Source organism: Pseudaquabacterium inlustre (assembly GCF_038066595.1).
GTDB lineage: Bacteria > Pseudomonadota > Gammaproteobacteria > Burkholderiales > Burkholderiaceae_C > Pseudaquabacterium > Pseudaquabacterium inlustre.
The window spans coordinates 84,841-103,868 of sequence record NZ_JBBUTH010000011.1 but is presented as its reverse complement, the minus strand read 5'-3'; the positions used below and the strand labels follow the sequence as shown (position 1 = coordinate 103,868).

Sequence of the window (19,028 nt, the reverse complement as noted above, 5' to 3'; positions counted from 1 at the left end):
GCGAAAAGAAAGTGGGCAAAGAAAGCGCTCTCCAAACTTTCCGACACCGCACTGCTGTTCTTCGGGCATCGAGGCGGGCGCCTCGCCCGCCCGGCGGGCTCGAACATAGCCAGCCGGAAGCGAATTGGGCCATTCCCAGGCCAAGCCCCCCCGGTCAAGACTTGCGCGCGGAACGCCGCAGGGCACGGGGGCTGCCAGAGCGGTGCGATCCGACGGCCTTGCCATCGGCGGCCGCGCATCCTCGTTCAAGCCCTTGTCCGGCAGCCTGTTCGAGCCCGCCGGGCGGGCGAGGCGCCCGCCTCGGTGGTGGACGGGCAGCAGGGCGTGGCCGGAAAGTTTGGAAGCGTTTCTTTGGGTCCTTTCTTGTCGCGACAAGAAAGGACCTCGCCAGCCGGGCGAGACCGGCGGGCTGCACCGAGAAATGGGAAAGCCAAGCCGCGCAGCGCCAACGAACCCCATTGCCCACACCAAAGGCAAAACCGCTTTGCACCCAGGCGGCCAACACGGCCGCAATCCGTGCGTACAGTTGCGCCACCCGTCAGGCCACCCCCGCCTGACCCCTGGAGACCCGAGATGAACGCCCCGACGCCCGCCACGGCCCTGACGCCCGCGACCGCCGCCGACACCGCACCCGTCGACCGCGCCGCGCGTGCAGAACGTCAACGCGAGGTGGTGGCCGCCCTGTCGAAGCACCTGCCGACCCACGCCCTGCTGTGGCAGAGCGAGGACACCGTGCCCTACGAGTGCGACGGCCTCACCGCCTACCGCGAGCGGCCGCTGGTGGTGGCCCTGCCCGAGACCGAAGACCAGGTGGCCGCGGTGCTGAAGGCCTGCCACGCACTGCAGGTGCCGGTGGTGGCGCGCGGCGCCGGCACGGGTCTCTCGGGCGGCGCCATGCCGCACGCGCTGGGCGTGACGCTGGCGCTCGCCAAGTTCAACAAGATCGTCCAGGTCGACCCCGTCAGCCGCACGGCCGTGGTGCAGTGCGGCGTGCGCAACCTGGCCATCAGCGAGGCGGCCGCGCGCTACGGCCTGTACTACGCGCCCGACCCCAGCAGCCAGATCGCCTGCACCATCGGCGGCAACGTGGCCGAGAACTCCGGCGGCGTGCACTGCCTGAAGTACGGCCTCACGGTGCACAACGTGCTGAAGGTGCGCGGCTACACGGTCGAGGGCGAGGCCATCGAGTTCGGCGGCGATGCGCTGGACGCACCCGGCCTCGACCTGCTGGCCGTGGTGGTGGGCAGCGAGGGCATGCTGGCGGTGATCACCGAGGTCACGGTCAAGCTCACGCCCAAGCCGCAGGTGGCGCGCTGCATCATGGCCAGCTTCGACGACATCCGCAAAGCCGGCGACGCGGTGGCCGCGGTGATCGCCGCCGGCATCATCCCGGCCGGTCTGGAGATGATGGACAAGCCGATGACCGCCGCGGTGGAAGACTTCGTCCACGCCGGCTACGACCTGACGGCCGAGGCCATCCTGCTGTGCGAGAGCGACGGCACGCCCGAAGAGGTGGAAGAAGAGATCGGCCGCATGCTGGCGGTGCTGAAAGGCTGCGGCGCCACGCAGCTGACCGTCAGCGAGAACGAGGCCCAGCGCATGCGGTTCTGGAGCGGGCGCAAGAACGCCTTCCCCGCCAGCGGCCGCATCAGCCCCGACTACATGTGCATGGACAGCACCATCCCGCGCAAGCGCCTGGCCGACATCCTGATCGCCATTGCCGAGATGGAGAAGAAGTACCAGCTGCGCTGCTGCAACGTGTTCCATGCAGGCGACGGCAACCTGCACCCGCTGATCCTGTTCGATGCCAACGACCCCGACCAGATGCACCGCTGCGAGCTGTTCGGTGCCGACATCCTGGAGACCAGCGTGGCCATGGGCGGCACGGTGACGGGTGAGCACGGCGTGGGCGTGGAGAAGCTGGCCAGCATGTGCGTGCAGTTCAGCCCCGAGGAACGCGGGCAGATGCTGGCGCTGAAAGCCGCCTTCGATCCCGCCGGCACGCTGAACCCCGGCAAGGTGATCCCCACGCTGCACCGCTGTGCCGAGTACGGAAAGATGCACGTGAAGAAGGGCCTGCTGCCCTTCCCTGAACTGGAGCGGTTCTGATGAGTGAGCAAGCGCAGCGCGACAAGGCGCTGAACCGCCTGATCGACCAGGTGCGCGGCGCGCGCAGCGACCGCCTGGCGCTCAACATCACCGGCGGCAACACCAAGGCTTTCTACGGCGGGCCGGTGAGCGGCATGGCGCTGGACGTCAAACCGCTGGCCGGCATCAGCGCCTACGAGCCCAGCGAGCTGGTGGTCACCGCACGCGCCGGCACGCCGCTGGCCGAGCTGGAGGCCGCGCTGGCCGAGCGTGGCCAGTGCCTGCCCTTCGAGCCGCCGCGCTTCACGGTGTCCGGCGCCACACAGGGCACCGTGGGCGGCATGGTCGCCGCCGGCCTGGCCGGCCCCAGCCGTGCCGCCGTGGGCAGCGTGCGCGACTACGTGCTGGGTGCCACGCTGCTGAACGGCCGCGGCGAGTTGATGAGCTTCGGCGGCCAGGTGATGAAGAACGTGGCCGGCTACGACGTCAGCCGGCTGCTGGCCGGCTCGATGGGCACGCTGGGCGTGATCTGCGAGGTCAGCCTGAAGGTGCTGCCGGTGCTGCCGGCCAGCATCACGCTGCGCTTCGAGTGGGACGAGGCCACGGCGCTGAAGAAGCTCAATGAATGGGGCGGCCAGCCGCTGCCGATCAACGCCAGCGCCTGGTGGAGCGGCATGCTGGTGCTGCGCCTGAGTGGTGCCGCGGCGGCCGTGCAGTCGGCCCGCCAACGCCTGGGCGGCGAGGTGGTGGACGAGGCCCTGGCCGCGCCGTTCTGGCAGGGCTTGCGCGACCAGGCGGACGAGTTCTTCGTCGGCGCGCACAAGGCCGTGGCCGGCGGCGCCACGCTGTGGCGGCTGTCGGTGCCGCAGACCGCGCCGGTGATCCCGTTCTCGGGCGAGCACCTGGTGGAATGGGGCGGCGCCCAGCGCTGGGTGGCCACCACCACGCCGGCGGCCAAGATGCACGAGGCGGCAGCCCGCGTGGGCGGCCATGCCACGGCCTTTGCCGGGGGCGACAAGTCGGCCGGCGCCTTCACGCCGCTGGCACCGGCCGTAGCGGCCATCCACCGCCGCCTGAAGGACGCCTTCGATCCCGACCGGCTGTTCAACCGCGGCCGGCTGTTCGCCGAGGAGTGACACGCCCAATGCGCGACATCACGCTGGACATGGCGACGTATTACCGCGAGCGGGCGGCGTACTACGAACGCGTGTACTTCAAGCCCGAACGCCAGGACGACCTGCGTGCGATGGAGGCCTGGCTGCCCACGCAGTTCGCCGGCCGCAGCGTGCTGGAGATCGCCTGCGGCACTGGCTGGTGGACGCCGCACGGCGCGCGCGACGCCGCGCTGTGGCTGGCCACCGACCTGAACCCCGAGACCATGGCCGTGGCACGCAGCAAGGCCCTGCCGGCCAGTGTGCAGTTCGCCGAGGTGGATGCCTACAGCTTCGCCCAGGTCGAGGGCCAGACCTTCGACGGCGCCTTCGCCGGCTGCTGGTGGAGCCACGTGCCGCTGGAGCGCCTGGGCGGCTGGCTCGAAGCCCTGCACGCCCGGCTCAAGCCCGGCGCGCGCGTGGTGTTCCTCGACAACAGCTACGTGCAGACCAGCAGCACGCCGATCAGCCGCCGCGATGCCGAGGGCAACACCTACCAGGACCGCACGCTCGACGATGGCTCGGTGCACGAGGTGCTGAAGAACTTCCCGAGCGCCGACGAGGCCATCGCCCAGTTGGGCCCGCGTGCGCGCGACGCGCAGTGGATCGCCCACACCCACTACTGGATCCTGGCCTACACCCTGGCCTGAGCCCATGCAAACCCATCTCGCCGCCGAATTCCAGGCCAGCCCCGACGGGCAGGCCGCCGAGGCCATCCTGCGCAAGTGCGTGCACTGCGGCTTCTGCACCGCCACCTGCCCCACCTACCAGCTGCTGGGCGACGAGCTCGACGGCCCGCGTGGACGCATCTACCTGATCAAGCAGGTGCTTGAAGGCGCCACGCCCACGCGCGCCACCCAGCAGCACCTGGACCGCTGCCTGACCTGCCGCAACTGCGAGAGCACCTGCCCCAGCGGCGTGCAGTACGGCCACCTGGTCGACATCGGCCGGCGCATCGTGGAAGAGAAGGTCGAGCGCCCGGCCAAGGAACGCGCCGTGCGCTGGCTGCTGAAGGAAGGCCTGAACTCGCCGCTGTTCGGCACCGCCATGGCGCTGGGCCGCGCCGTGCGCCCGCTGCTGCCCGGCACGCTGAAGGACAAGGTGCCCGGCGCCAAGCACCCGCGCGCCAGCCAGTGGCCGCAGCGCGAGCACCCGCGCAAGGTGCTGATGCTGATGGGCTGCGTGCAGCCGGCCATGCTGCCGAACATCAACTCGGCCACCGCCCGCGTGCTGGACGCCTGCGGCATCCAGACCCTGGTGGCCGACGAGGCCGGCTGCTGCGGCGCCATCCGCGAGCACCTGAACGACCATGCCGGCGGCCTGGCCGACATGAAGCGCAACATCGACGCCTGGTGGCCGCATGTGGCCGGCCTGAGCGGCCACGGCGCCGTGGAAGCCATCGTGATGAACGCCAGCGGCTGCGGCGTGACGGTCAAGGACTACGGCCACGCGCTGGCCCACGACCCCGACTATGCCGACAAGGCCGCGCGGATCAGCGCCCTGACGCGCGATGTGAGCGAGCTGCTGCCCGACCTGCTGCCCACGCTGAAGAGCAAGCTGGGGCAACGGCGCGTCAGCGCCGCCCAGGGCGTCACGCTGGGCTACCACCCCCCGTGCACGCTGCAGCACGGGCAGAAGCTCAAGGGCGGCGTGGAGGCCGCCTTCCGCGACCTGGGCCTGAACATCGCCACCACACAGGACAGCCACCTGTGCTGCGGCTCGGCCGGCACCTACAGCGTGCTGCAGCCCGAGCTGAGCCACCAGCTGCGCGACGACAAGCTGGGCCACCTGGCCGAGCTGAAGCCGGCGGTGATCCTCAGCGGCAACATCGGCTGCATCCAGCACCTGCAAAGCGGCACGGCCACGCCGGTCAAGCACTGGGTGGAATGGCTGGACGAGGCGCTGGCCTGAGCGCCCGGCGGGCCGCCCAGCGGCCGCTGATCGCGAACCAGCCCAGCGCCGCCAGCGCATAGCCGGCGCCGGCCAGCAGCAGCGGCCACGGCGGCGTGCTGAACGCGAACAGCCGGCCCACCGCCGGCACGCACAGCACCACGGCCAGCAGCAGCGCGGTGCCGGCGCTGATCCAGCCGAAGGCGCGGTTCCAGGGCTGGCCCGCGCCGCCGCCCGGCGCCCAGCGCCGGTTGGCCTGGATCAGCGCCAGGTTGCCCAGCACCAGCACCGTGAAGGCCAGCGCACGGGCCACCTCGTCCTGCCCGGTGGCCGTGCGGCCGTGCAGGTAGGCCAGCAGCACCAGGCCCAGCAGGCCCGCGCCCTGCACGCCCCCGCGCCACAGCAGCGCCGCATCGAACAGCCGGGCCTCGGCGGGGCGCGGCGGCGCGCGCATGGCCGCGGGCTCCAGCGGCTCGGCCTCGAAGACGATGGCGCAGGCCGGGTCGATGATCAGCTGCAGGCTGAGGATGTGCACCGGCATCAGCACCATCGGCCAGCCCAGCAGCAGCGGCACCACCGACAGCCCGACGATGGGCACATGCACCGCCAGCACGAAGGCGATGGCCTTGCGCAGGTTGGCGAACACGCGCCGGCCATGCCGCACCGCGGTGAGCAGCGCGCCGAAGTCGTCGGCCAGCAGCACCAGCGCGGCGGCCTCGCGCGCCACATCGGTGCCGCGCGCGCCCATGGCCACGCCGATGTGGGCCGCCTGCAGGGCCGGCGCGTCGTTGACCCCGTCGCCGGTCATCGCCACGGTGTCGCCGCGGGCGCGGAAGGCCTGCACCAGCCGCAGCTTCTGCTCGGGCTGCACGCGGCAGAACACGCAGGTATCGGCCAGGCGCGCGGCCAGCGCGGCATCGTCCAGGCGGTCGAGCTCGGGGCCGGTGAGCGGTGGCGCGCCGCCGTCCAGTCCGGCCTGGCGCGCAATGGCCAGCGCGGTGTGCGGGTGGTCGCCGGTGATCATCACCACGCGAATGCCGGCGGCCCGGCACTCGGCAATGGCCGCCGGCACCTCGGGGCGCAGCGGGTCGGCCAGGCCCACCAGGCCGACGAAGGCGAAGTCGAAGTCGTGCTGGCCCGGCGGCAGCGCGCCCGCCCGGGCGATGGCCCGCGCCACGCCCAGCACGCGCAGGCCCTCGGCGGCCAGGCGCGCCACCTGGGCAGCGATGTGGGCGCGCTGCGCATCCGGCAGGTGGCACAGGTCGACGATGGCCTCGGGCGCGCCCTTGGCCGCCACCAGCAGGTCCTGCCGGTCGGGCGAGCGCCACACGCGCGACATGGCCAGCAGCTGCGGCGACAGCGCGTAGTCGTCCACCAGGGTCCAGTCGGCATGCAGGTGCTCGGTGCGGGCCAGGTGGTGCTGCCCGGCCTCGCCGATGGCCTGCTCCATCGGGTCGAAGGCACGGCGGTGGCTGGCCAGCACGGCGTACTCCAGCAGCGCATGCACCGCCTCGGGCAGGCCGGGCGGGCCATCGGCGGCCTGGGGCCGAGCGGCGCCGTCGGCCCACAGCTGGCGCACGGCCATGTGGTTGCGCGTCAGCGTGCCGGTCTTGTCCACGCACAGCACGGTGGTGGCGCCCAGCAACTCCACCGCCGGCATGCGGCGGGCCAGCACCTGCTCGCGCGCCAGGCGCCAGGCGCCCAGGCCGAGGAAGATGGTCAGCACCACCGGCAGTTCCTCGGGCAGGATGGCCATGGCCAGCGTCAGCCCGGCCAGCAGGCCGTGCAGCCAGTCGCCGCGGGTCAGGCCCCAGGCACCGGCCAGCGCGGCCGCCAGTGCCAGGCCCCCGGCGGCCACCCAGGTGACGATGCGCTGCGTCTCGCGCTGCACCGGCGTGGGCTCGGCCGGCTGGGCGCGCAGCGAGGCGCCGATGCGCCCCAGCGCGCTGCGCGGACCGGTGGCGCACACCTCGCCCTGCCCGCTGCCCTGCGTGACCAGGGTGCCGGCAAAGGCCAGCACCGGCGCCGTGGCGCCCGCCACTGGCTTGGCCACCGGCAGGCTCTCGCCGGTGAGCAGCGATTCGTCGATGGCCAGGTTCGAGGCCGCGCGCAGGCGCAGGTCGGCCGGCACGCGGTCGCCCTCGGCCAGCAGCACCAGGTCGCCGGTGACCAGCTCGCGTGCGGCCACGCGCTGCGGCCGGCCGTCGCGCAGCACCAGCGCGCGCGGGCTGGACAGCTCGCGCAGCACCTCCAGCGAGCGCTCGCTGCGCCGCTTCTGCACCACCGTGATGCCCACCACCACGGCCACGAAGCCCAGCAGCATCAGCGCCTCGTGGCGGTCGCCCAGCGCCAGGTAGATCGCGCCGCAGGCCGCCAGCAGCAGGAACATCGGCTCCAGCAGCACCTCGCGCAGCAAGCCGGCAGCCCCGCGGCGCGGTGGCGCCGGCAGCTCGTTGGGGCCTTGGGTGGCCAGGCGGCGCACGGCCTCGTCGGTGCACAGGCCGGCCGGATCGGTGGCCGGGCCGGAAAAGGGTTCAGGCATCCCGGCCAGCATACCGGGCGGCCGGTCCTCAGGTGATGCGCATGCTCAGTCCGGGCAGGCGATCGATGTGGATCTCGATCAGGTCGCCGCGCACCACCGGGCCCACGTTCTCGGGCGTGCCCGAGTAGATGATGTCGCCGGGGAACAGCTCGTTGGCCTCGGACAGCTTGGCGATCTGCTCGGCCACGCTCCAGATCATGTGGCGCAGCGTGGCGTTCTGCTTGGTCACGCCGTTGACCCTGAGCCAGATCGCGCCATCGGTGTAGTGCCCCACCTGGGCCACCGGGTGGATGGCGCCGATGGGCGCCGAGCGGTCGAAGCTCTTGCCGATCTCCCACGGTTTCTTCTCGTCGCCCATGGCGCGCTGCAGGTCACGCCGGGTCATGTCCAGGCCCAGGCTGTAGCCGAACACATGCTCCAGCGCGCTGGCCGCCGGGATGTTGCGCCCGCCCTTGCCGAGCGCCACCACCAGCTCCACCTCGTAGTGGTAGTTCTTGGTCAGCGACGGATAGGGGTGATCGGCCACCGTGCCGGGCACCAGCAGCTGGATCGCGTCGGACGGCTTCTGGAAGAAGAACGGCGGCTCGCGCGTGGGGTCGCTGCCCATCTCGCGCGCATGGGCGGCGTAGTTGCGGCCGATGCAGTAGATGCGCCGCACCGGAAACACCATCGCGCTGCCCACGATGGGCAGCACCGGCTGCGCCACCTGGAAGGGCATGGCCGGCCGGTCTTGGCCGGTGACCGGCGTGGCGCAGCCCAGCAGCGCGCCGCTGGCGGCGGCGGCGCCGGTGGCCAGCCAGGTGCGGCGCGGCGTCGGGAAGGCGATGTCATCGGGCATGTCAGGACTCCAGCGTGACGGGGCAGTGGCGCAGCGTAGCGGCCCGCCGCACGGCCCGGGCTGAGGGAATCCACGCGGATGGCGGACCTGCGACAGGGCACCCCGGCTGCCCGTCACGCGCCATGCCCCCTGAAGCGGGGACACGGCTGGTTACGGCGAGCCTGCCAAGTCTGCGTAGCATCCGCCCGCCGCGGCAGGGGAGTGCCGCGGTGTTGTTCCACAAGAGGGAGGCACCATGTGCATTCGTTCGGGCCGCGCCATGCCGCGGCACCTGCTGTCGCGCGCCGTGCAGGCCGCGACCCTGGCCACCAGCCTGCTGGCCGGCAGCGCCGCCACCGCGGCCACGCCAGTGATGACCGTCACCCAGCTCAACGTCTACCGTGACGGCACGTCCGCCGACTGGCTGCTGGGCAACAGCCGCTGGCTGGCCGACGGCTTCGACAACGGCAACGCCCTGGTGGGCCCGGCCTACACCGGCACCACCACCGCGGCGCTGTACCAGTTGCGCGGCACCGATGCGGGCATCGACCCGGCGACGCTGGCCTGGGAGGCCGACAGCGCCCTGCACCTGGACGCGACGCACGCCGCGCTGTCCACCAACGCGCTGGGCCAGCAGGGCCGTTCGGTGCGCCTGGTGCTGGGCACCAGCAACGCCGAGTGGCAGCAGGGTTTCGTGCAGTCGCGCAGCTTCGCGGCGTCGATCCGGCTGTCGCTGGACAGCCTGCCGGGTGTGGGCCAGAGCTTCGGCCTGCGCTTCACCGACGGCTTCTCGAACAACAACGACTATGCCGAGCTGTCGGTGTTCCGCGACGGCCAGGGCACCTGGCTGCAACTGCGCAAGCAGGACTTCGCGCTGGGCAGCATCACCCCCATCGCCACGGTCGCGCTCGCGCCGGTGGCCAACGCCGCGCAGCTGGTGCTGTCGCTGGCGCACGGTACGCCGGGCGGCAGCCTGATCTCGGGCAGCTACAACTTCGCGGACGCCAGCGGTGCCTTGCTGAGCCCGAGCTTCACCGGCCTGGGCAGCGTCCTGGCCTTCAACGGCGAGAACGCCACCCGCCTGGAACTGCGCGCCACGGCCCCGGTGCCCGAGCCCGCCAGCGCGCTGCTGCTGGCCGGCGGCGGCCTGCTGCTGGCGGCGCGCCGCGCGCTGCGCCAGCGCCGCATGGCCTGACCCCGCCGCGCCGGCGTTGACCAGGCGCCGGCTATTCGCCGGCCCAGGTCAGCGTCACCAGGCTGGCCGGTGGCACGGCCTGGGTGAAGCGCCGGCCGGCCTCATCGCGCACCGCCACGGCCTGGGCCTGAGCGGACGAGTTGACGAGTACCAGCACGCGCGAGCCGTCGTCGGCGTTGCGGAAGGCCACACTGCGCAGCGCCGGGCCGCTGGCCGCATCCACCGGGCCGGCGGCATCGGTGGAGGCGATGCGCTGCGCGCCCGGCCGCACGAAGCGGCTGGCATGGGCCAGCACGTAGTACTCCATGTTGCGCGTGACGGCGCCGCTGCGGCTGTCGATCGTGACCACGCCGCGGCAGTCCTTGCAGCCGCCTTTGTGCGGGCCGAACTGCTCGTCGAGCGCCAGGTTCCACATCAGCACGCCGCGGGCGCCGCCGCGCACCGCGCCCACCACCAGATGGCGCGCCAGCCAGGGCAGGGTTTCGGGCCAGTGCGGCTTCCACTCGCCGCCCGAGCATTCGGTGAACCAGCCGTCCTTGTCGGGGAACTCGGCCTGCAACTGGGCCTGCACCGCCACGTCGCCGGCATAGCAGTGCCAGCCGATGCCGCTGACCACGGCACGCGCGGCGGGGTCGCTGAGTACCGCGCGCGGCGATTGCGGCTCGTCCCAGTTGTGGTCCCAGTCGATGATCTGCGGGGAGACGACGCGTGCCTCAGTGCGCGCCTTCAGCAGCGGGCCCAGTTGATCGGCCAGCAGGCGGATGCGCTGCGGCGGCATCAAGCGCATGCCGGGGTAGTCGTCGGGCTCGAAGTGCGGCTCGTTCTGCACGGTCAGCGCGAAGATCGGCACGCCCTCGGCGCGCATGGCGTCCACGTACTTCAGCAGGTAGCGGGCAAAGGGGCCGTAGGCGTCGTCGCGCAGCGTGCCCTTGATCAGGCTGCCGCTGGTCTTCATCCAGGCCGGCGCGCTCCAGGGCGAGGCCATCACCTGCAGGGCCGGGTTGATGGCCAGCGCCTGGCGCATCACCGGCAGCACATCGTCGCGGTTGGGGGCCAGCGAGAAATGGGTCAGCCCGGGGTCGCTCGACACGCCCGGCGGCAGATCGTTCAGGCTGTAGTGGTGGCGCGAGAAGTCGGACGCGCCGATGGTCAGGCGGGTGAGGTCGAAGCCCACGCCGGGCTGGCCCGCGCCGCTGTCTGCGCGGCTGTCTGCGCGGCCGAACAGTTCGCGCAGCAGGGCCTCGCGCTGCGGTGCGCTCATGCGGTGCTGGATCAGCCAGGCCGAGGCATCGGTCATCGACGCGCCGAAGCCGGCCATGCGCTGGTGGCGCTGCGTGGCGTCCACGCTGATCTGCAGCGTTCCCGCCGCATCGGCCGCATCGGCCACACCGTCGCGTCGGATCGGCACATCGGCGTTGCGCGCCAGCAGCTGGGTCTTGTCGCCGGTGGTGATCCACACCGCAGCGGTGGGCGTGACGGCCGGCGGCGTGGCCGCGCAGCCGGCCAGGGCGGCGACCAGCGCCACGGGGGTGCACAGCGCCACGGTGCGCCAAGAAGCCAGCGTCATCGGATGTCCTGCAGCAGGGGCTTCGCGGCCATCGCCGCATCGGCCCGGGGCGCCGCGCAGTGCGCGGCGATGAAGTCGGCCTGCGTGGGCATCACCGCCACGCACTTGCGGATCACGGCCGCGGTGTCCTGCACCAGGGCCACGCTCTCGGCGGCCGGCAGCGTGTCGGCCAGCGGGTGGTGGCCGCGCGGCAGCAGGCCCTGGCCCACCATCACCTGCAGCCAGCTCAGCTCGGCGAACAGCTCCTGCCCATCGCGTTGCAGCCGGCCATGGCCGGCAAACAGCGCCATCTTGCGGCGCAGGCTGGCCGGCACGTCCATCGTGCGGCAATGGCGCCAGAAGGCGCTGTCGTCGCGCTGGGTCAGGTGGTAGTGCAGGATCAGGAAGTCGCGGATGCCTTCGTACTCGGCCGCCATCTGGGCGTTGAACTCGGCCACGTCGGCCGGCTCGAAGCCGCGGTCGGGAAACAGGCTCAGCAGCCGCGTGATGCCGGTCTGGATCAGGTGGATGCTGGTGGATTCCAGCGGCTCGAGAAAGCCGCTGGCCAGGCCCAGCGCCACCACGTTGTGCGTCCAGCCGGCCTGGCGCTTGCCGGCGGCAAAGCGGATGAAACGGGGCTCGGCCAGCGCCGGGCCGTCCAGCCCAGCCAGCAACTGCGCGGCGGCTTCGTCGTCACTGACATGCGCGCTGCTGTAGACATGGCCGTTGCCCACGCGGTGCTGCAGCGGGATGCGCCATTGCCAGCCTGCTGCCTGGGCCGTCGAGCGCGTCATCGGCAGCAGGGGCGCATCCGCCGGGTGCGCACTGGGCACGGCCACGGCGCGGTCGCAGGGCAGCCAGTGTGCCCAGTCGTCGAAGCCCACGCCCAGGGTCTGGGCGATCAGCAGGCCGCGCAGGCCCGAGCAATCGATGAACAGGTCGCCGGCCACGCGCTCGCCGCTGGCCAGTTGCAGCGCCTCGATGAAGCCCTCTTCCACGCCGCCGCCGGCACGCTGCAGCACCTGCACGATGCGACCTTCGGTGCGTTGCACACCCAGGCCTTCTGCCCGCTGGCGCAGGAAGCGCGCGTACAGCCCGGCGTCGAAGTGGAAGGCGTGGGCGATGTCGGCCAGCGGTGAATCGGGCAGATCGGGCCGCGCCCGCAGAAAGCGCCCGGCCGGCGCCGCCGCGGTGTTGATCGAGTAGTCGCCCAACGGCCCGGCCTGGCCCAGCGCACGGGCGCGCAGCCAGTGGTGGTGGAAGGCCACGGCCTCGTCGCGCCCCACCTTGCCGAAGCCGTGGATGTAGCGCTGGCCCAGGCCGCCCCAGTCGACGAACTCGATGCCCAGCTTGAACGTGCCCTGCGTGGCGCGCAGGAAGGCGTCCTCGTCGATGCCCAGCGCCTGGTTGAAGGTGCGCAGGTGCGGGATCGTGGCCTCGCCGACGCCGATGGTGCCGATTTCATCGGACTCGACCACGCGGATGCCCAGCGGCGGCAGCGTGGCATCGCGCCCGCGCAGCAGCACCTGGGCCAGCGCGGCGGCGGCCATCCAGCCGGCCGTGCCGCCGCCGACGATGACGATGGATTGGATCGGCGCGCCGTTCACAGCCGTGCCCCCGTGTCGGGATCGAACAGGCTCAGGCGATCGGCCGCCAGCGCCAGGCGCAGCGGCTGGTCGGTGGCCAGCGGCAGCGCGGCGTGGTCCAGCACGGCCACGGCCTGGCCGGCCACGTCCACCCACACCACCTGGTGGTTGCCCATGGGCTCGATCAGCTGCACCTTGCCCGCCACCGGCCCGTCGGCCGCGATGCGCAGCTGCTCGGGCCGCACGCCCATCACCATCGGCGCGCCGGCGCCCGGTGCGGCGGCGGCAAAGCGGTAGCCCTGCAGGTCCACGCGCCAGCCCGGCGCCTCGAACTGCGCACCCGGCGCGCTGGCATTGAACACGCCGGGCACGAAGTTCATGCCCGGCGCGCCCAGGAAGCCGGCGACGAAGCGGTTGGCCGGGCGCTCGTACACCTCGCCCGGCGCGCCCACCTGCTGGATGCGGCCGCCGCGCATCACCACGATGCGGTCGGCCAGGGTCATGGCCTCCACCTGGTCGTGCGTGACGTAGACCATGGTCGAGCCCAGCGTGCGGTGCAGCAACTTCAGCTCGCGGCGCAGCTCGGTGCGCAGCTGGGCATCGAGGTTGGACAGCGGCTCGTCGAAAAGGAACACCCCGGCCTCGCGCACCAGCGCCCGGCCGATGGCCACGCGCTGGCGCTGGCCGCCCGACAGCTGCGCCGGCTTGCGCGCCAGCAGCGGGCCCAGCTGCAGCATCTGCGCGGCGCGCTGCACGCGGCGCTCGATCTCGGCCTTGGGCAGGCCGGCCACGCGCAGGCCGAAGCTCATGTTGCGCTCCACGCTCATCGTGGGATAGAGCGCATAGCTCTGGAACACCATGCCCACGCCGCGGTCCTTGGGGTCGGCCCAGGTCATGTCGCGCCCGCCGATCAGCAGTTGGCCGTCGGCCACCTCCTGCAGCCCGGCGATGGCGTGCAGCAGCGTGCTCTTGCCGCAGCCCGAGGGGCCCAGCAGCACCAGGAACTCACCCGGTTCGATCTCGAGGTCGAGGCCGGGGATGACCTCGTTGGCGCCGAAGCGGATGCGCAGGCCACGCACGCTGACGCCGGCCGAGGTGGTGGAAGAGGAGACGGAAGACATCTGCAAGACCTAACCCTTCACCGCACCGGCGGCGATGCCGCGCACGAACCAGCGCCCCGACACCAGATAGACCAGCAGCGGCACCGCCGAGGTCAGCAGCGTGGCGGCCATGTTCACGTTGTAGAGCCGCTCGCCGGTGGTGGTGTTGATCACGTTGTTGAGCTGCACCGTCATCGGCAGCAGGTCACGCCCGCCGAACACCAGGCCCAGCAGGTAGTCGTTCCACACGCCGGTGATCTGCATGATGGCGGCCACGATCAGCATCGGCGTGGACATCGGCAGCATCAGCTGCACGAAGATGCGCCAGAAGCCGCCGCCATCGATGCGCGCGGCCTTGAACAGCTCCACCGGCACGCCGGCGTAGTAGTTGCGGAACAGCAGCGTCATCACCGGCATGGCGAACACGGTGTGCACCAGCAGCAGCCCCGGCAGCGAGCCGAACAGGCCCAGCGCCGAGACGATCTTGACCAGCGGCCACACCATCACCTGCACCGGGATGAAGGCGCCCAGCATCAGCAGCCCGAACAGGAACTGCCCGCCGCGCGGCCGCCAGAAGGCCAGCGCATAACCGTTCAACGCGCCCAGCAGGATGGGGATCACCGTGCCCGGCACGGTGATTGCCACCGAGTTCCAGAAGCCCGCGCGCACGCCTTCGCAGGCCAGGCCGGTGCACACCGTTCCCCAGGCATCGGCCCAGGCCTGCAGCGTGGGTGCCGCGGGCCAGGCGAACAGCTGGCCCAGCCGGATCTCGTCCATGGTCTTGAACGAGGTCACCAGCATCACGTACAGCGGCATCGCGAAGAACAGCGCGCAGCTGGCCAGGAAGGCGTAGGACGCCCACTTGCCCGCGTTGACTTGGCTTGGTCTTGGCGTGGCCATCACGGCGCTCATGCATGCCCCCCCGCCGCCAGACGCTGGCCACGGGCACGCCAGTACAGCAGCGGCGCCACGATGGCCAGCACGGTGAGCAGCAGCACGATGGCGCCGGCCGAGGCCAGGGCCAGGTTGGCGCGGCCGAACAGGTGGTCCATGATGAATTTGGCCGGCACGTCGCTGGCCGTGCCGGGGCCGCCCTGGGTCATGGCCACCACGGTGTCGAACAGCTTGATCACCGTGGTGGACAGCAGCACGCCCACGGTGGCCAGCGTGGGCGTCAGCTGCGGCAGCACGATGGACGCATACACCCGCCAGGCCGGAATGCCATCCAGCCGCGCGGCCTTCCACTGGTCTTCGTCGATGCCCCGCAGCCCCGCCAGCACCAGCGCCATCACCAGGCCCGAGGCCTGCCACACGCCGGCGATCACCACGCAGTAGATGACGCGATCGGGGTCGGTGATCCAGTCGAAGCTGAAGCTCTTCCAGCCGGCTTCCTGCAAGGCGCGTTGCAGGCCGTCACCGGGGTTCAGCACCCACTGCCACACCAGGCCGGTGGCCACGAAGCTCAGCGCGTACGGGTAGAGGAACACCGTGCGCCACAGACTCTCGGCGCGCACGCGCTGGTCGATGGCGATGGCCAGCAGCGTGCCGAGTGCGATGACGGTTGCCGTGAACAGCAGGCCGTAGAGCACCAGGTTGTCGGCGGCGTGTTGCCAGCGGGCGTTGTCGAACAGGCGCTCGTATTGCGCCAGGCCGACGAAGTCTTGTTGCGGGAAAGTGCGCGAGCCGGAGACGGACATGCGCAATGTCCAGAGGGTGCTGCCGAGGTAGGCGACCAGCACGGTGGCGGCCATGGGGATGAGGGCGAGCCACGCGGCCATGGTGCGCAGGCGGGGCTTTCGTGCCGTGGGCGCGGTCATGTCCCGCTTCTCCAAAGGCCTGTTGGGCTTGCAGCAGCGCGCCGGGATTTCGCCCCGGCGGGCGACCTACTTTCTCTTTCCGGCGAAAGAGAAAGTAGGCAAAGAGAAGCGCCTTCCAAACTTTCCGACACCACCGAGCATCCTGCTCGGTGCATCGAGGCGGGCGCCTCGCCCGCCCGGCGGGCTCGAACATAGCCAGCCGGAAACGGAATGGGCCACTCCACGGCCAAGCCCCCCCGGTCAAGACTTGCGTCAGGACCGCCGCAGCGCACGAAGCTGCCAGAGCCCCACCATGCGACGGCCATGCCATCGGCGGCAATGCATCCCGAGCCAAGCCCTCGTCCGGCAGCCTGTTCGAGCCCGCCGGGCGGGCGAGGCGCCCGCCTCGATGCTTGAAGAGCAGCTGTGCGTTGTCGGAAAGTTTGGAAGCGCTTTTCTTTCCCCCCTTTCTTTTTCGCGAAAAAGAAAGGGGGTCGCCCGCCGGGGCGAACTCCCGGCGCGGTGCCACGAGCAACGAAGACAACAGGCAAGTCGGCAAACACAGCAAAGCCACTCACTTCAACGCCGAAGCCATGTCCTTCTGCACCTTCTCCACCGCAATATTGCGGTTCCAGTACGCCGTCAGGATGTCGTTCAGCGCCCCGTTCTGATCCGGCGTCAGGTACACCTCGCCATTGGCCAGATGGCGGCTCTTGTCCTTCATGATGGCCAGGCCCTGCTGAGCGCAGATGTCCATGCGGCTGGCGTCCACGTCGGTACGGATCGGGATCGAGCCCTTGCGGATCGCGAACGCCACCTGCGTCGCCGGCTGCGTGATCACGGTCGCCAGCAGCTGCTGCGCCTTCAAGGCATCGGGCTGCGCCGTCTTCGGGAACACCAGCACATCGCCCTGGATGATGTAGGGCGCGGCCGGGCCGAAGCCGGGGATGCAGCCGAAGTCGCGCCCGGCCTGCTGGCCGGCCATCGCGAACTCGCCCTTGGCCCAATCGCCCATGAACTGCACGCCGGCGCGGCCGCTGATCAGCATGGCCGTGGCGTCGTTCCAGTTCCGGCCGGGCGAACCCTTGTCCACATAGCCCTGCAGGCGCTTGAAGGCCAGCAGCACCTTCTTCATCGCCTCGCCCTGGATGGCCGCCGGGTCGCGGTCGCGCAGCACCTTCAAATACAGCTCGCGGCCACCCACGTTGGTGAGCATGGCGGTGAACACGATGCTCTCCTGCCAGGCCTGGCCGCCATGGGCCAGCGGCACCAGGCCGGCGGCCTTGAGCTTGTCGAGCGCGGCGAACAGTTCATCCACGTTCTTCGGCTCGGCGGCGATGCCGGCCTGCTTGAACGCGGCCTTGGAATAGAAGATCCAGGTGGGCATGTGGATGCTCACCGGCACGGCCCAGGTGTGGCCGTTGCGCTGGATCACACCCTGCACCGTCTCGGGCAGAAACTGCTTCCAGCCGTCGCGCTGGGCCACCTCGTCCATCGGGTTCAGCAGGCCCTGGTCGATGATGTCGAAGAACTGCCGCGTGGTGTTGAACTGCGCGGCCGTGGGCGGGTTGCCGCCGGCGATGCGGTTGATGGCCACCGAGCGCGCCTGCTCGCCCAGCGCCACCGCCATGTCCACCCAGGTGCCGCCGGCGGCGCGGTACGCCTCGGCCAGCGTGCGCACAGCCGCCGATTCACCGCCCGAGGTCCACCAGTGGATGACCTCGGCACGCGGGCCGGGCTTGGCCGGGCTGGCAGCGGTGGCCGCGGCGGCCGGCTTGGTGCCCTGGGCCTGGGCCGCCGTGGCGCAGGCGGCCAGCAGCACGGGCACGCACAGCGCGCGGCGAAGGAACGATGGATACAGGGCGGATTGGCGCAAGGGCATGGGGCGGGTCTCGGGCACGGCGCTCAGGCCTGGGGCGGCAGGGTGTCTTGGCAGAACTGGCGGTACCAGTGGCCGCTGGCCTTCAGCGTGCGCTGCTGGGTCTGGAAGTCGACGTACGTGATGCCGAAGCGGCGCAGGTAGCCCTCGGCCCACTCGAAGTTGTCGAGCAGGCTCCAGGCGAAGTAGCCCTTCAGTGGCACGCCGGCAGCCAGCGCATCGCGCGCGGCGGCCAGGTGCCGGATCAGGTAGCTCAGGCGCTGGCTGTCGTTCACCGTGCCGTCGGGCAGCATCACGTCGTCGAAGGTGGAGCCGTTCTCGGTGATGTAGATCGGCGGCGGTGCGTAGTCGCGGGCCACGCGGGTCAGCAGCGCGGTCAGGCCCTCGGGCACCACCGGCCAGCCGAAAGCCGTGCGCTCCACGCCATGCACCTCCACCACGCGGGTGGCCAGCGGGTCCTTCAGCGGGTCATGCCCCGCGTCGTGCGTGGCATCGGCCACCACCTCGGGGAAGTAGTAGTTGATGCCCAGGAAGTCGCAAGGCCGTGCGATCTCGTCCAGGTCGCCGGCCACCACGCGCGGCGCGAACGGGCCCAGGCGCTCGATGACGTCGGCCGGGTAGCCGCGGCCATGCAGCGGGTCGAGGAACAGGCGGTTGCGTCCGCCGTCGTGGCGGTGCGCGGCGGCCACGTCGGCCGGGCTGTCGCTGGCCGGGCTGATCGGGTGCAGGCTCAGCGTGATGCCGGCCTGGGCGCCGGGCACGTTGGCGCGGATCACCGGCAGCGCGCGGCCGTGGCTCAGCAGCAGGTGGTGGTGCACCTGCATGGCCAGGCCCAGGTCCTTCACGCCCGGCGCGTGCACGCCATGCTGGTGGCCCAGAAAGGCGGTGCAGAAGGGCTCGTTGTGGGTGATCCAGTGCTTCACCCGGTCGCCCAGCGCGCGGGTGACGATGTCGGTGTAGTCGGCAAAGCGCGCCACGCTGTCGCGCGACATCCAGCCGCCTTCATCTTGCAGGGCCTGCGGCAGGTCCCAGTGGTACAGCGTCACCCAGGGCTGCAGGCCGCGTTCCAGCAGGCCGTCCACCAGGCGCGAGTAGAAATCGAGCCCCGCCTGCACCGCCGCGCCGCGGCCCGTGGGCTGGATGCGCGGCCAGGCGATCGAGAAGCGGTAGGCGTTGGCGCCCAGGCTTTGCAGCAGATCCAGGTCCTGCGGCCAGCGGTGGTAGTGGTCGCAGGCCACGTCGCCGTTGTCGCCGTTCTTCACCTTGCCGGGCGTGTGGCTGAAGCGGTCCCAGATCGATTCGCCGCGGCCGCCTTCGTGCGCGCCGCCTTCGATCTGGAACGAGGCCGTGGCGCAGCCCCAGCGGAAGTCGGCCGGAAAGTCGCCGCGGCGCACGGTGGGCAAAGAGGGGTCGATGGAGAAGTTCATCACCGGATGAT

General features: G+C 71.3%; 14 protein-coding genes. 5 read left to right on the top strand and 9 right to left on the bottom strand.

Annotated elements, in window-relative coordinates:
- The first annotated feature begins 573 nt into the window (after positions 1 to 573).
- Genes AACH10_RS23260 through glcF form a run of 4 tightly spaced genes read left to right on the top strand, consistent with a single transcriptional unit; the run spans position 574 to position 5,150 of the window.
- Positions 574 to 2,109, top strand: coding sequence for an FAD-linked oxidase C-terminal domain-containing protein (locus AACH10_RS23260; protein ID WP_341412937.1), 1,536 nt, complete (start codon positions 574 to 576; stop codon positions 2,107 to 2,109).
- Positions 2,109 to 3,224 (top strand): glycolate oxidase subunit GlcE, encoded by a 1,116-nt coding sequence (gene glcE / locus AACH10_RS23255; protein WP_341412936.1) that lies wholly within the window; start codon positions 2,109 to 2,111, stop codon positions 3,222 to 3,224. The genes AACH10_RS23260 and glcE overlap by 1 nt, the downstream gene beginning before the upstream one ends.
- An 8-nt stretch (positions 3,225 to 3,232) precedes the next feature.
- Positions 3,233 to 3,889 carry a class I SAM-dependent methyltransferase gene (locus tag AACH10_RS23250; protein ID WP_341412935.1) on the top strand — a complete coding sequence of 219 codons (657 nt, stop codon included), beginning with the start codon at positions 3,233 to 3,235 and terminating at the stop codon, positions 3,887 to 3,889.
- A gap of 4 nt (positions 3,890 to 3,893) precedes the next feature.
- Entirely contained in the window at positions 3,894 to 5,150 is a 1,257-nt protein-coding gene (gene glcF, locus AACH10_RS23245; RefSeq protein ID WP_341412934.1) for a glycolate oxidase subunit GlcF, read from the top strand.
- On the opposite strand, the gene AACH10_RS23240 is transcribed toward glcF, so the two are convergent.
- Together AACH10_RS23240 and AACH10_RS23235 are read right to left on the bottom strand one after the other, a co-directional pair.
- The gene (locus tag AACH10_RS23240) at positions 5,110 to 7,671 is read right to left on the bottom strand and encodes a cation-translocating P-type ATPase (protein ID WP_341412933.1); all 2,562 of its coding nucleotides are present in this window, start codon (positions 7,669 to 7,671) and stop codon (positions 5,110 to 5,112) included. The genes glcF and AACH10_RS23240 overlap by 41 nt on opposite strands.
- Positions 7,672 to 7,699: 28 nt before the next feature.
- Complete coding sequence (locus tag AACH10_RS23235; protein WP_341412932.1) at positions 7,700 to 8,509, bottom strand: fumarylacetoacetate hydrolase family protein; 810 nt, start codon at positions 8,507 to 8,509, stop codon at positions 7,700 to 7,702.
- Between the two features lie 235 nt (positions 8,510 to 8,744).
- On the opposite strand from AACH10_RS23235, the gene AACH10_RS23230 reads away from it, so the two are divergent.
- Complete coding sequence (locus AACH10_RS23230; RefSeq protein ID WP_341412931.1) at positions 8,745 to 9,683, top strand: PEP-CTERM sorting domain-containing protein; 939 nt, start codon at positions 8,745 to 8,747, stop codon at positions 9,681 to 9,683.
- A gap of 31 nt (positions 9,684 to 9,714) precedes the next feature.
- Here the strand turns inward: AACH10_RS23230 and AACH10_RS23225 are convergent, their stop codons facing one another.
- From AACH10_RS23225 to AACH10_RS23195, 7 genes are all read right to left on the bottom strand, one after another.
- Positions 9,715 to 11,250, bottom strand: a complete 1,536-nt coding sequence (locus tag AACH10_RS23225) for a glycoside hydrolase family 30 protein (protein ID WP_341412930.1) — start codon at positions 11,248 to 11,250, stop codon at positions 9,715 to 9,717.
- Positions 11,247 to 12,836 carry a tryptophan halogenase family protein gene (locus AACH10_RS23220; protein ID WP_341412929.1) on the bottom strand — a complete coding sequence of 530 codons (1,590 nt, stop codon included), beginning with the start codon at positions 12,834 to 12,836 and terminating at the stop codon, positions 11,247 to 11,249. The genes AACH10_RS23225 and AACH10_RS23220 overlap by 4 nt, the downstream gene beginning before the upstream one ends.
- Complete coding sequence (locus AACH10_RS23215; RefSeq protein ID WP_341412928.1) at positions 12,833 to 13,936, bottom strand: ABC transporter ATP-binding protein; 1,104 nt, start codon at positions 13,934 to 13,936, stop codon at positions 12,833 to 12,835. Before AACH10_RS23215 ends, AACH10_RS23220 begins: the two co-directional genes overlap by 4 nt.
- 9 nt (positions 13,937 to 13,945) lie before the next feature.
- Positions 13,946 to 14,827, bottom strand: a complete 882-nt coding sequence (locus tag AACH10_RS23210) for a carbohydrate ABC transporter permease (RefSeq protein ID WP_341412927.1) — start codon at positions 14,825 to 14,827, stop codon at positions 13,946 to 13,948.
- The gene (locus tag AACH10_RS23205; RefSeq protein ID WP_341412926.1) at positions 14,824 to 15,732 is read right to left on the bottom strand and encodes a carbohydrate ABC transporter permease; all 909 of its coding nucleotides are present in this window, start codon (positions 15,730 to 15,732) and stop codon (positions 14,824 to 14,826) included. Before AACH10_RS23205 ends, AACH10_RS23210 begins: the two co-directional genes overlap by 4 nt.
- Before the next feature lie 553 nt (positions 15,733 to 16,285).
- Positions 16,286 to 17,593 (bottom strand): ABC transporter substrate-binding protein, encoded by a 1,308-nt coding sequence (locus tag AACH10_RS23200; protein ID WP_341412925.1) that lies wholly within the window; start codon positions 17,591 to 17,593, stop codon positions 16,286 to 16,288.
- 23 nt (positions 17,594 to 17,616) lie between these two features.
- On the bottom strand, positions 17,617 to 19,017 hold the full coding sequence (locus AACH10_RS23195) for a GH1 family beta-glucosidase (protein WP_341412924.1): 1,401 nt from the start codon (positions 19,015 to 19,017) through the stop codon (positions 17,617 to 17,619).
- Between the last annotated feature and the right edge of the window lie 11 nt (positions 19,018 to 19,028).

Coding starts and splice junctions, on each gene's coding strand:
- AACH10_RS23260 (WP_341412937.1), top strand. CDS start 574: ATGAACGCCCCGACGCCCGCCACGGCCCTGACGCCCGCGACCGCCGCC.
- glcE (WP_341412936.1), top strand. CDS start 2,109: ATGAGTGAGCAAGCGCAGCGCGACAAGGCGCTGAACCGCCTGATCGAC.
- AACH10_RS23250 (WP_341412935.1), top strand. CDS start 3,233: ATGCGCGACATCACGCTGGACATGGCGACGTATTACCGCGAGCGGGCG.
- glcF (WP_341412934.1), top strand. CDS start 3,894: ATGCAAACCCATCTCGCCGCCGAATTCCAGGCCAGCCCCGACGGGCAG.
- AACH10_RS23240 (WP_341412933.1), bottom strand. CDS start 7,671: ATGCCTGAACCCTTTTCCGGCCCGGCCACCGATCCGGCCGGCCTGTGC.
- AACH10_RS23235 (WP_341412932.1), bottom strand. CDS start 8,509: ATGCCCGATGACATCGCCTTCCCGACGCCGCGCCGCACCTGGCTGGCC.
- AACH10_RS23230 (WP_341412931.1), top strand. CDS start 8,745: ATGTGCATTCGTTCGGGCCGCGCCATGCCGCGGCACCTGCTGTCGCGC.
- AACH10_RS23225 (WP_341412930.1), bottom strand. CDS start 11,250: ATGACGCTGGCTTCTTGGCGCACCGTGGCGCTGTGCACCCCCGTGGCG.
- AACH10_RS23215 (WP_341412928.1), bottom strand. CDS start 13,936: ATGTCTTCCGTCTCCTCTTCCACCACCTCGGCCGGCGTCAGCGTGCGT.
- AACH10_RS23210 (WP_341412927.1), bottom strand. CDS start 14,827: ATGAGCGCCGTGATGGCCACGCCAAGACCAAGCCAAGTCAACGCGGGC.
- AACH10_RS23205 (WP_341412926.1), bottom strand. CDS start 15,732: ATGACCGCGCCCACGGCACGAAAGCCCCGCCTGCGCACCATGGCCGCG.
- AACH10_RS23200 (WP_341412925.1), bottom strand. CDS start 17,593: ATGCCCTTGCGCCAATCCGCCCTGTATCCATCGTTCCTTCGCCGCGCG.
- AACH10_RS23195 (WP_341412924.1), bottom strand. CDS start 19,017: ATGAACTTCTCCATCGACCCCTCTTTGCCCACCGTGCGCCGCGGCGAC.